Here is a 12,102-nt window from a genome sequence, read left to right as displayed (position 1 = left end):
GAGTAACTTCTACAGCTCTTCAGGCAAATGTTGCCCCAGATTTTCTTCGATCCGCTCTCGAAGCTCGACCAGGCGTCCATGAAAAAAGTGGCCAGCGCCTTCCATTCGAATCACATCAGGCTTAGCCGATAAGTTATCGAGCCATTTAAATACAGCTTCAGGCTCAACCACGTCATCGGCATCCCCTTGCACCACCAACCAAGGACAATCGGGAACTTGAAACTCATCGAAACTGAAACGATTAACAGGCGGTGCGATGCTGATCAACTGCTTAGCATTGAGTGACTTGGCCTGAAGCGCTGCAATCCAGGAACCGAAACTAAAACCAGCCAGCCATAAAGGACGTTCTGGATATTTTTCTTTCATCCACTCAACTGCTTTAATCAGATCTTGCTGCTCACCTTTACCTTCATCATATTCTCCTTGAGACTCGCCAGTGCCTCGAAAGTTAAAACGAAGCGATGGTATACCAAGTCCCGCCAAAGTTCTGGATACGGTATGAATGACTTTATTGGTCATAGCACCGCCGTGTAACGGATGAGGATGGCAACATACTGCAATAGCATTACGTTCTGGTGAATCAGGCTCATCCAGGGTTGCCTCAAGATGGCCGACAGCGCCTTCTATCAAGAAATGATTTTTATTCACTTGTTCTCTGAAGTTAATCAATATTGAGCGACATTTTCGCACGTTTTATCACTTGTTGGAAACAATGCACAATCAATAGCAAAGAGCTAAGCTGAATAGTTAGCAAACCAGACATAGCAAAAAAGAGGCCGAAGCCTCTTTTCATTTCAAACCTGCTACTTAATCAGCGGAAGCTAGTATTTACTGTACTCATCGCGCTTGTTACCAGCTTCAATTTGCTGCTTGCGTAGCTCTTTGTCTAGCTCCATTTGCTCCTTTTGCGATTCACGCTCAGACTCAGCAAGTTCTTTTTCCTGTTCTCTACGTAACTCTTCGTAAGCCTTCCGATCTTCGCGCTCAAGCTCGCGTAAATCTTTTTCACGCTCCTTCTCTAACTTCTCACGCTCTTTCAAAAGCTCAGCACGCTCTTTTAGTAACTCTTCTCGCTTTTTGTCATCATCAAAGGCAGCAGCCTGATTCATTAAACCAGCTGCCGTTAATAGACTCACTAATACCAATAATCTCATCACTATCACCTTGAGCTTGCATCAATTTATAGCCATTATTTTGCATTGCGGCTCACTTGAGAAGTGATGGCTTCAAATTTCTCAGAGAAATGTTAAACGGTTTACTTTTTACAGAACGACCCGCTCACAAGCTTTCAGGATTGATCGACTTTGGAGTCAGGCTTTCATTCCACTCTCTGGCGAAATCTCGTTGCCAGCGCCAATTGATGAAAGCTAATATGCAAACGGTAATAAAAGCCCCAAGTCCAGCTAATGCCATATCCTTATGCGCATCCCACACATCCCCTTGAGTTCCTAGATATGCCATTCCCAGGTCGCCACCAAAGTACATCGCTGCACCCCATTCAATCAATTCATAAATGACGGATGTGGACAAGGTCAGATCCAAAGGTAGGAAATATCCCCAAAAACCTTTTACTCTGACAATGCGCAGAAAAACCTCGCGTATAGGGTATGCAAACAGTAGACCGTAAGCTAAATGCAAAAAGCGGTCATAATGATTGCGCTCCCAGCCAAACCACTCATTTAAAGGTGTTCCGAACACCAGTTCCGTCCAGCTATTGTACGGAACCTTTGAATAAGTATAGTGGGAACCAATTTCGTGAAAACATAAGAACAGAAAAATGCAGAAATAGGAGATTCTCGATAAGCGAAACTTCTTATAAGTGGCGAAAAGCCCAATAATCAATAAAAACATCAATACGTTTTCAAGAATCCAGGCTGAGCGGTCAACAGGATTAATGGCACATAAAGCAAACACAACCAAAAAAATTCCAGTCAATGTCAGTAAGAATTTTGTGTTATAGGTCATGAATCTACTCGAACTTTTACTGTGTTATTGTGTATCATAAGATCACTTCAAGGATTTAGGCAATTCTTTGCCTAGACGTCATTGGCAGATTGAGGAATATAGATTCATGTCCAGTCCACTCATTATCTTCTTACTTCTTCTTATTGCAGTCGGCGCCTTCTTCTTTGGTCGTTGGTTCGGCATGTCTCAGCATAGCAAAGCATTATCCGAAGAGCTAAAGGCTAAAGATGATGAGCTAAGTTCATTGAGAGCAGACGTTAACCAGCACTTCGATGAAACCGCACGTCTTTTTAGTAATGTAACCGAAGAATACAAAGCGCTGTACCAACACCTGGCAGCAAGTTCCAATAAGTTGAGTAACCGTAAGTTTGATTTAAAGCTGAGTAGTAATACCTCCGGGCTGCCTGGCTTAGGTAATGCCATCAATAAGGAGCTTGATGACTCGATTATTGATAGTGAGGCCAAAGAGATCTCAGACCATAATGCTGGTCCCCAGCAACCGAGAGATTACGCAGAGGATGATATCGATGATGATTACCATCCTAAACATTCAGCTGACAAAGAAGAAAATAAAGATATTCAGCCAGCTGATATTTTTAAACCTGATACAAAGGGGAACCCATCGCAAAAAAAACAATCAGAAGATTCCGGTGACGTTGCAAATGATTCTTCTGATGACTCTTCTGAGCAGAAAAAAACCGGGCAGAAACCTTCTAGCAAAAAAGCAACATCCGACAAATCAGCAAGCTGACACCTTTCAATGGCTTGCACTATTAAGAAACGTTGAGGATCTCCATGCAATTTTTTACCTTTATAGGTTATATCGTGAAATACCTGCTGGTAGGCTTAGGAATAGCAGCTCTATTTATTGTATTCATGCCAGGTCGGTTTTCCATTAACAACCCGGCTCAAGATACGGCACAGGCTGTTATCCAAACGCCCCAACAAGCCACACCATTCTCAGGCTATGCTGATATGCTGGATAAAGCTAGACCTGCGGTGGTCAGTATTCAAGCACGCTCAAAGCTGATCCCCCTCAATGATCCCGACTGCCACTCCAATCTACGCAGTGTGCCAGCCGGAACCAACGCCTGTGCATTTTTAAACAACGGATCGGGCGTATTTATTGATAAAGAGGGCCATATCGTGACCAATGCACATGTTCTCGATAAAGCCGAATCGATCATCGTTGAACAAATTAACGGCCCCAAATTAACGGCTCAGGTCATTGGACTCGACAAAGACTCCGACTTAGCATTGATTAAAGTAAACCACCGACCCGAGCATATCTTGCCATTGCATGCAGAAGATACCAGTCGCGTAGGAGATATTGTATTTGCTATTGGCACCCCATATATGGCCTTTGAACAAACCGTCACCCAGGGCATTATTAGTGCCAAATTCTTTTCTCGCGTTTCACACTACATCCAAACTGATGCCGCCCTCCGCTCAGGCAACTCAGGCGGTGCGTTGGTAAACAGTGCTGGAGAACTGGTGGGAATAACAGCATTAAGCTCGCATGATGACTCTGGCGAAAAAACCTATCAGAATTTCGCCATCGCTGCTGCCGATGTGCACCACATTGTGCAAGAACTGCTTGAAAATGGCGAAGTACAGCGTGGTTGGCTTGGATTAAATGGGGATATGACCATCAATTTCCGCTCAATCGTTCAGGAAATGAATTTATCGCCGCAACAGCAACAAACATTGGCATCACATATTGAACAACTACCTTACGGACAGGGTATCGTTATCACTGCAATTAATGGGAATGGCCCAGCTGACAAGGCAGGTTTACAGGCCTTAGACATCATTACCGAGGTCAATGGACAAGCCATCAACAGTACAGCGGATATGATGGCTGCGATCTGGAACTTCCCACCGAAAACGACGGTTGAAATTGAATATTATCGAAATGGCCAAAAAGACGAAACCGAAGTCATATTAGGCTATCGAGATTAGAGCAGACATATCGGCACATAAAAAAAGGGCTAATCAGCCCTTTTTCTTTTCCTGTACAGGCAAGAGCCCTAGGCAATTCGTTTAATCGACGCGCCCAGATTTTGTAGCTTCTCTTCAATGGTTTCATAACCACGATCAATGTGGTAAATCCGATCCACTAAAGTTTCACCATCGGCACATAAGCCTGCTAAAACCAGACTTGCCGAGGCACGTAAGTCAGTCGCCATCACTTGCGCACCAGACAGCTTTTCAACCCCGCGACAAATCGCTGTGTTGCCTTCGATGGCAATATCCGCACCCATTCGCTGCATTTCAAGAACGTGCATAAAACGATTTTCAAAAATGGTTTCGGTGATAGTACCGGTACCTTCTGCAACTGCATTCATAGCACAAAACTGTGCCTGCATGTCAGTTGGGAAGCCCGGATAAGGTGCTGTCTTGATATTAACGGCCTTTGGACGCTTACCTTTCATATCAAGCTCGATCCAGTCTTCTCCGGTAGAGACTTCTGCGCCCGCCTCTCTCAATTTGACTAAAACAGCGTCCAGAATACTCGGATCAGTATTACGACAACGGATACGACCGCCGGTCATAGCCGCGGCAACCAGATAAGTGCCTGTTTCAATACGATCAGGCAACACATCATGGTGACCGCCATGCATACGCTCAACACCTTCAATGGTGATAACAGAGGTGCCTGCACCGCTAATCTTCGCTCCCATGCTATTCAAGAAATTAGCAAGATCGACCACTTCAGGCTCGCGAGCGGCATTTTCAATCACCGAGGTTCCATCAGCCAGTGCCGCTGCCATGATCAAGTTTTCGGTCGCACCGACACTCACCATTTCCATGACAATTTTAGCGCCTTTCAGACGACCATTCGATTTAGCCTTAACGTAACCTGCTTCAACTTCAATATCAGCGCCCATCTCACGCATACCTTCAATATGCAGATTTACAGGACGCGAACCAATGGCACAACCACCCGGTAACGAAACCACCGCCTCACCGAAGCGAGCAAGCAAAGGCCCCAATACCAGAATCGAAGCACGCATGGTTTTAACTAACTCATATGGAGCTTCATGACTGTGAATGTCACGACTGTCAATCTCAACATTAAACTTGTCGTCAATGGTCAACTTGGCACCCAAACGTCCCATCAACTCTAACGTTGTAGTGACATCATTTAAGTGCGGCAGATTGCCAATCGTCGTCACACCGTCCACTAGTAGAGCACCCATCAGAATTGGCAAGGCAGCATTTTTAGCGCCTGAAATTTTAATGGCACCATCTAATGAGCCAGCATCTTTAATTAATAATTTATCCATCGTTAAGGACTCGATACTTATAGGAAGTGCTTAGCTTTAGACCATTCTTCAGGCGTGTAAGCCTTAATGGTCAGAGCATGAATTTCACCGCTGGCAATATGCTCATTAACAGTGGCGTACACCATTTGTTGCCTTTTGACACTGCGTAGACCGTCGAAGGCCTTACTGACGATAATCACCTGAAAATGGCTACCATCGCCATCAACACGTAACTCTTCGCACTCAATCTCTTTCTCAATCAGGGACTTAATCTGTTCAATCATTTTTTAATTACTTACGTTAATCGAAGTTATGGCCAAGCATGATAACGCCAAAAACTGCGTCAAAACAGACGCAAAAATATGAATCATTAGCAAAGTTGGCACTAAAGTGGCGTGATTTTACCCGAATTCCCCTTGATAAACACCTGTGAATGACATTAAAAGCCAGAGCCTGTACAATGGCGCGCTGATTTGTAGCAACCACTCGTCGCTCAGGGCAACGCTTTGAAACAATTTCAATTTGTCAGTCAAAGCCATACTTATTTTATAATAAGCATAGCCTGTTTATTGAACACTCACTATTTATAGAAGACAGTCTCTAAGGTTTCCATGATAGAACACATTGCCTATATTCTGGTTGGTATTACACTGCTAGTTTGGAGCGCGGATCGCTTTACTGATGGCGCAGCAGCGGTTGCACAAAACTTTGGTGTATCACGTCTGATCGTAGGTTTAACCATTGTCGCGATAGGTTCTTCCGCACCAGAAATCTTTGTGTCGATTCTTGATTCATTTAAAACCTGTCCGCGCGATGTTGAGAATTGTGGCCCAGAGGTAGCAATTGGTAATGCGATAGGCTCAAATATCACTAATGTGGCATTAGTACTGGGGATCACCGCATTAGTGAGACCTTTAATGATTAATTCAGGGATGATTAAGCGTGAAATCCCTATCCTATTTATCGTGTCGTTCGCAGTACTCTACTTTTTTTGGGATCTGCGCCTGTCACACCTTGAAGGCATTATCCTGCTAAGCACTCTGGTCGGCTACTTTATATGGCTAGTGCATATGGGCATTAAATCTCGCTCAAGTAATGACCGGATGCTCGAAGAGATTGTTGATGAGCTACCTGAAAAGATGTCGAGCCCCAAAGCAATCTTCTGGTTAGTGCTGGGCTTAGTACTGCTGGTTGCCAGTTCCAAGATACTCATCGTAGGTGCAAGTGGCTTTGCTTTGCAGATGGGCGTCTCAGAAACTCTGATTGGCTTGACCATTGTTGCTCTCGGCACCAGTTTGCCAGAACTGGCAGCTTCGATTTCTGCAGTGTTGAAAAATGAACACGAGATTGCGATCGGTAATGTTGTCGGCTCCAATATCTTTAACTTGCTGGGTGTTTTGGGCATTCCTGCACTTATCGCCGCCCCAATGGTCGAAAGAGAGATACTGACCATTGATTACCCTGTAATGCTAAGCTTAAGCGTCCTTCTGGCAGCACTGGCTTATGGAATTCGTGGGCCAGGAAAAATTAACAGGTTCGCTGGTGCTATTTTACTTACCGCCTTCATTGGGTATTATATAGTTCGCGTCTTCTAACTGGTTGAAAATATTAAAACCACCAACGGTACCGTCAATGAATGACTCAAATCTGGAACAGCAAATTCTGACAAGCGCCGAGCGCGTAATTGATATAGAAACTCTTGCTGTTACCAATCTTAAACAACAGTTGGACGAAACCTTTGTTGCCGCCTGTCATAAACTACTCAACTGTCAGGGCAAAGTGGTCGTCATTGGCATGGGGAAATCAGGCCATATAGGCAGCAAAATGGCAGCCACATTAGCCAGCACAGGTACCCCGGCATTTTTCGTTCATCCAGCAGAAGCCAGCCACGGCGATCTGGGGATGATCGGTGAACTGGACGTTGTTATCGCACTGTCTAATTCTGGGGAAACCCACGAAGTAACAGCTTTACTTCCTGTTATAAAACGTCGCGGCATTGAACTGATATCAATCACAGGTAATGACAAATCAAGTTTAGCCAAAGCCAGCAATATACACATTAAGGTTCAGGTAGAGAAGGAAGCCTGCCCACACAACTTGGCTCCTACCGCTTCAACCACCGCCGTATTGGCACTCGGCGACGCCATCGCCGTGAGCTTATTGGAAGCCAGAGGCTTTACGCCTGACGACTTTGCTTTGTCTCATCCCGGCGGTAGCTTAGGTAAACGTCTTATTTTGCAAGTCGATGACCTGATGCACAGCGGCAACTCTTTTCCTTCAGTAAAACCCAACATATCCATTCGCAACGCCCTGTTTGAAATGACCGATAAGCGTATGGGTATGACTACCGTGATAGATAAACAAGGTAATCTTTTGGGCATTTTCACCGATGGCGATTTACGCCGCGCTTTTGAGCGCGATGTAGATATTGACGCCCCCATTGAAGATGTAATGACCAAAGGATGCAAAACTGTTAAGAGTCAAACCTTGGCGGTAGACGCTGTCAATTTGATGGAGGAAAGTAGTATTACTTCCTTAATCGTGACCGATAATAATGACAAACCACTAGGTGTCATTCACATGCACGACTTACTTAAAGCCGGAGTGGTTTAATGCACCACATAACGCAAAAACCAACCTACCCGGAACAGCTTTTAAATAAAGCTAATAATATCAAGCTGTTGATTTGTGATGTTGATGGTGTGCTGAGTAATGGTCAGGTCATTATTGGCAACAACGGCGAAGAATTGAAGACCTTCAATATCAAAGATGGCTTTGGCATAAAATGTCTACAAAAATCAGGCATTGCTGTTGCCATTATTACCGGCCGTAATTCTAAAATTGTCGAAAAGCGCTGCCAAGAGCTGGGTATTCAACATTACTATCAAGGTCAATCAAACAAACAGGAAGCTTTTGATAGGCTTTGCCAAAACTTGTCGATAAAGCCAGAGCAAGTTTGCCACATTGGTGATGACTTACCCGATCTCCCTTTATTGATTCAGTCGGGTTTAGGAATTACCGTTGCCGATGGCCACTGGCTGATGCAACAGCATGCTGATTGGGTTACTCAAAACAATGGTGGCTTTGGTGCCGTTCGCGAGGTCTGTGATTTAATTCTTCACAGCCAGAACAAACTGGAAGCCATTCATCAAGAATATCTCACCAAAGCTCAACCATCGGGAGTTAAGCAGTGACCTTTTTAAAAGGTCGCTCCATGCTGTGGCTATTAGTCCCGGCAACTTTTGCTATTGCTTATTGGTGGGATCGTTCCACTGAACCCAAACCAGACTTTGTCGAGATTTCCAGCAATCCAGATTATTATTTATCGAATACTGAAACTATTGAATTTGATACAAACGGGCAACCCGAACGCTCTTTCACTACCGTAAAAACCCTGCATTACAAAGACATCATGCAAACTCATCTGTTAAAACCCGTGATGCGCTTCAATGATGACCAAAATCCAAGCTGGACGGTCAGCTCTGAGAAAGCTATCAGTAATGAACTAAGTGAACAGCTGGTTCTCGAAGGTAATGTGACCGTTGAATTGGAACGACAGCCTGCTCAGTCTAATGTATTGTTAACCATGCCAGTCCTAACAATTGACTTTGCATCGGAAACTGCTTTTACTGATGAGCCAATTGAATTAGTCGATGGACGTTTTAGAATGACTGCAAAAGGCATGCAGGCTGATTTGCGTACCAATAATATAGAATTTAAATCCGAGGTCTTTACAGAAGAATTATGAAGTCCCGCCTTCTTACGTATGCTTTACCCCTAAGCTCGCTCTTAGCCATGTCACTTGTCCAGGCTGCGACTCTGGAAAAGTCACGGTTGCGTTCAGATAAATCGAACCTTGACGTACAAAAGAATATTATTGTTTATCGCGATAACGTGATTTATGAACATGGCAACATGACGATTCATGCCGACTCGTTAACCAAGCAGGGTGAAAATGCCGGCACCATTACTGCGCTGGGTAACCCTGTAAAAATTCACTATGTGGATGAAACCGGTGAAACTACCGAGATTGATGCTCCCCAAATTATTTATCGCCAACAAAGTGGCGAACTATCAGCCAGTGGGGATATAAAAATTGTGCAGTCATCCGGTATTGATACCTTAACTTTGTTAGGTCAGCAGCTTAATGCTAACCAAGGCACTACCGAAGGTTTTGGCTTCGTGTTGAGCGGGACTCCGACGGAGTTTAGAATAGAGCAACCTAACCAGCCAGCTATTTACGCCACCGCGGATCAGCTTCGTTCAAACGGCAGAGAGAAGCAGACCGAACTGGTTGGTAACGTTAAACTGCAGCAAGGTGATTCAAATATGACAGCTGCCTTTTTAACCTACGATGGAACCAGCAAAGTGATATCAGCGGGTAAAAGTGATTCTGGTGAACAAAGAGTTGAAACCGAATTCTTCTGGGCACAGGATGGACAGGCAGAAGAAAAGAATTCACAACAAACTGCCGATGATACCGAACAGTCCGAACAAGAGAAGCAGCAATGATTTCGCTACAAGCCCGCCGTCTCGCCAAAAGTTACAAAGACCGCAAAGTGGTCGAAAATGTGTCGCTGGAAGTCAGTCAAGGGCAAATTGTCGGCTTGCTGGGCCCCAATGGTGCAGGTAAAACAACGTCATTTTATATGATCGTTGGTCTGGTTCCGTCCGATGGCGGACAAATTTTCTTAGGTGACGACAACATCACTAGCGACCCTATGCACACCCGTGCTAAAAAAGGGATAGGATACTTGCCGCAAGAAGCTTCGATTTTCCGCAAGTTATCCGTCGAAGACAACATCATGGCCATTCTTCAGTTGCGCAATGATCTTAATAATAAGCAGCGCGAAGAAAAGCTCGATCAGCTCTTGTCTGAGTTTCATATTGAGCACATACGCCTGAGTCATGGCATGAGTTTATCCGGCGGTGAACGCCGTCGTGTTGAAATCGCCAGAGCATTAGCCAATGATCCCAAATTTATTTTACTGGATGAGCCTTTCGCAGGGGTTGATCCGATTTCGGTTCTGGACATTAAAACGATTATCAGACAACTGAAAGAACGTGGTATCGGCGTATTAATTACAGACCACAACGTAAGAGAAACACTCGACGTCTGTGAGCAAGCTTATATCGTCGACTCAGGCAACATTATCGCATCAGGAACACCCGCCGAAGTATTGGCCAATGAACTGGTGAAAAAGCGTTATTTAGGCGAGCATTTCAAAATGTAAGCTAAGCTCTTGAAATTACGTTTACCGATCCCAAGAACATTAATAAGCCCTTGCAACCCTCCTTCACTAGGAGTAATTTGTAGTTAATGGAAATATAAAAAGGCAAAGATTGGTAACTCTATTTCAATGAATCTAACTCTCCAGTTAAACCTTAGCCAGCAACTCAAACTGAACCCTCAGTTACAACAGTCCATAAAGCTGTTACAACTTTCACAAATGGCTTTGCAACAAGAGATCCAGTATCAACTAGACAGCAATCCACTGCTCACTTTATTGGATGACAGTTATCAGGAAAGTAGCGTCAGTCGCCTTGACTCAGTTAACGATAAAATCCAAAACTCTAAATCTGAGAACTCTTATTCTGAAAGCAATAGCCGTAACACCTTTAGTCAGTCTCAGACAAATCAATTAAGTCATCAAAACCTTGACCCGGATCAAGCCTCATACCCACACGACACATCTACAATAGCTAACTCCCCTCTGGAAAACCTGATGCAGGATCGCGTGGGATTACGCGAACATCTCGAATGGCAGATTCAGATGTCGCCATTGAGTAAAGTGGATATGGAAATAGCGTATTACATTATTGAAAACATTGATGATTCAGGTTTCTTAAAGGCCTCAGCCGATGAAATTGCTGAACAAATTGAGCGAGACTTTAGCCACTCGGTCAAAACCGAGGATGTCTATAGCATCATCCATCAGGTGCAACAACTGGAGCCATTTGGTTGTGCAAGCAAAGACCTGCCAGAATTTTTACTGCTACAACTGGTTGCTATGCAGCAAAACACCTCACAAAACACTGTATCCGATCCATTAAACGCTAAAATCCAACTTGCCAGTAAGCTCATCAAATATCACTTTGATAAGCTATGCAAGCATCACTATAGTGACTTAATGCATCGCCTCTCATTAACCCAGCAAGAACTCGACGATGCCCTGGATCTTATCCGGCACTTACGTAGCCAGCCAAATTACCAGTACATAGGCGAGACAACAGAATACATTCGCCCTGACATTATCATTTATAAGCTGAATGATAAGTGGCAGGCTCAACTGGCCGGACAAAGCATTCCTCAGCTTGATATTAATCATCAATATGCTGAGACTTTGCGCAGTTCCCAAAAACCTGCCGACCAACAATACCTGAATGAACATTTCCAGCGGGCTCGCAGGCTGATACAGAGTCTTGAAGCGCGTAACGATACTTTGAAACGTGTCGCTGACTGGATTGTTAATCATCAGCAGAACTTTTTTGAACAAGGCGAGTCAGCACTAAGACCTATGCGATTAAAAGATCTGGCTGAAGCGCTTAACTTACATGAGTCAACCATTTCTCGCGCCTGCAGTGACAAATATATGCAGTCCCCTAAAGGTATTTATGAATTAAAGTACTTTTTTTCAAACGCAATTCCATCAACCCAAGGAGGTGAATGGTCATCCACGGCTATTAAAAACAAAATTAAGCAGTTTGTTAACGCGGAACCTTCCCGCAACCCTTTGAGTGATATTAAACTTGCTAAATTACTCCAGAAGGATGGTATTACAATTGCTCGTCGCACAGTTTCAAAATATCGCGAAGCATTGAATATCCCGACTGCCAATCGACGCAAGACATTCACAAATTCTTAAAC

At 44.2% G+C, this 12,102-nt stretch carries 14 protein-coding genes; 9 read left to right on the top strand and 5 right to left on the bottom strand.

The genetic code is table 11. The features are described from left to right. Positions 1-9 precede the first annotated feature (9 nt). The 3 genes from ACYTXU_RS01865 to ACYTXU_RS01855 form a co-directional block, all read right to left on the bottom strand. Positions 10-648 (bottom strand): alpha/beta hydrolase, encoded by a 639-nt coding sequence (locus ACYTXU_RS01865; protein ID WP_462207926.1) that lies wholly within the window; start codon positions 646-648, stop codon positions 10-12. A 173-nt stretch (positions 649-821) separates the two neighbouring features. Further along, on the bottom strand, positions 822-1,154 hold the full coding sequence (locus tag ACYTXU_RS01860; protein ID WP_462207925.1) for a hypothetical protein: 333 nt from the start codon (positions 1,152-1,154) through the stop codon (positions 822-824). A gap of 124 nt (positions 1,155-1,278) precedes the next feature. After that, positions 1,279-1,965 (bottom strand): DUF2238 domain-containing protein, encoded by a 687-nt coding sequence (locus tag ACYTXU_RS01855; protein WP_462207923.1) that lies wholly within the window; start codon positions 1,963-1,965, stop codon positions 1,279-1,281. A gap of 106 nt (positions 1,966-2,071) precedes the next feature. On the opposite strand from ACYTXU_RS01855, the gene ACYTXU_RS01850 reads away from it, so the two are divergent. Continuing rightward, positions 2,072-2,716 carry a Z-ring associated ZapG family protein gene (locus ACYTXU_RS01850; RefSeq protein ID WP_462207922.1) on the top strand — a complete coding sequence of 215 codons (645 nt, stop codon included), beginning with the start codon at positions 2,072-2,074 and terminating at the stop codon, positions 2,714-2,716. A 44-nt stretch (positions 2,717-2,760) separates the two neighbouring features. Further along, complete coding sequence (locus ACYTXU_RS01845; RefSeq protein ID WP_462207920.1) at positions 2,761-3,927, top strand: S1C family serine protease; 1,167 nt, start codon at positions 2,761-2,763, stop codon at positions 3,925-3,927. A 68-nt stretch (positions 3,928-3,995) separates the two neighbouring features. Here the strand turns inward: ACYTXU_RS01845 and murA are convergent, their stop codons facing one another. Both murA and ACYTXU_RS01835 read right to left on the bottom strand, forming a co-directional pair. Then, positions 3,996-5,255 (bottom strand): UDP-N-acetylglucosamine 1-carboxyvinyltransferase, encoded by a 1,260-nt coding sequence (gene murA, locus ACYTXU_RS01840; RefSeq protein WP_462207919.1) that lies wholly within the window; start codon positions 5,253-5,255, stop codon positions 3,996-3,998. 17 nt (positions 5,256-5,272) lie between these two features. Beyond that, positions 5,273-5,518 (bottom strand): BolA family protein, encoded by a 246-nt coding sequence (locus ACYTXU_RS01835; RefSeq protein ID WP_462207918.1) that lies wholly within the window; start codon positions 5,516-5,518, stop codon positions 5,273-5,275. Positions 5,519-5,845: 327 nt separating this feature from the next. Here ACYTXU_RS01835 and ACYTXU_RS01830 point away from each other — a divergent pair, with 327 nt between their 5' ends. The 7 genes from ACYTXU_RS01830 to rpoN all read left to right on the top strand — a co-directional run bounded on the left by ACYTXU_RS01830 (position 5,846) and on the right by rpoN (position 12,100). Then, the gene (locus ACYTXU_RS01830) at positions 5,846-6,829 is read left to right on the top strand and encodes a calcium/sodium antiporter (protein ID WP_462207917.1); all 984 of its coding nucleotides are present in this window, start codon (positions 5,846-5,848) and stop codon (positions 6,827-6,829) included. Between the two features lie 37 nt (positions 6,830-6,866). Then, the gene (locus ACYTXU_RS01825) at positions 6,867-7,847 is read left to right on the top strand and encodes a KpsF/GutQ family sugar-phosphate isomerase (RefSeq protein WP_462207916.1); all 981 of its coding nucleotides are present in this window, start codon (positions 6,867-6,869) and stop codon (positions 7,845-7,847) included. Further along, positions 7,847-8,428 carry a 3-deoxy-manno-octulosonate-8-phosphatase KdsC gene (kdsC, locus tag ACYTXU_RS01820; protein ID WP_462207914.1) on the top strand — a complete coding sequence of 194 codons (582 nt, stop codon included), beginning with the start codon at positions 7,847-7,849 and terminating at the stop codon, positions 8,426-8,428. Before ACYTXU_RS01825 ends, kdsC begins: the two co-directional genes overlap by 1 nt. Beyond that, a complete protein-coding gene (gene lptC, locus ACYTXU_RS01815) occupies positions 8,425-8,982 on the top strand; it encodes an LPS export ABC transporter periplasmic protein LptC (RefSeq protein WP_462207913.1) in 558 nt (185 codons plus the stop codon). The genes kdsC and lptC overlap by 4 nt, the downstream gene beginning before the upstream one ends. 47 nt (positions 8,983-9,029) lie before the next feature. Beyond that, entirely contained in the window at positions 9,030-9,746 is a 717-nt protein-coding gene (locus ACYTXU_RS01810; RefSeq protein ID WP_462207911.1) for an LptA/OstA family protein, read from the top strand. Further along, entirely contained in the window at positions 9,743-10,468 is a 726-nt protein-coding gene (gene lptB, locus ACYTXU_RS01805) for an LPS export ABC transporter ATP-binding protein (RefSeq protein ID WP_462207910.1), read from the top strand. The genes ACYTXU_RS01810 and lptB overlap by 4 nt, the downstream gene beginning before the upstream one ends. 126 nt (positions 10,469-10,594) lie before the next feature. Further along, positions 10,595-12,100, top strand: a complete 1,506-nt coding sequence (gene rpoN / locus ACYTXU_RS01800) for an RNA polymerase factor sigma-54 (RefSeq protein ID WP_462207909.1) — start codon at positions 10,595-10,597, stop codon at positions 12,098-12,100. Positions 12,101-12,102 lie beyond the last annotated feature (2 nt).

The organism is Kangiella sp. M94 (genome assembly GCF_054926195.1).
This window is presented reverse-complemented; position numbering and strand designations above follow the sequence as displayed.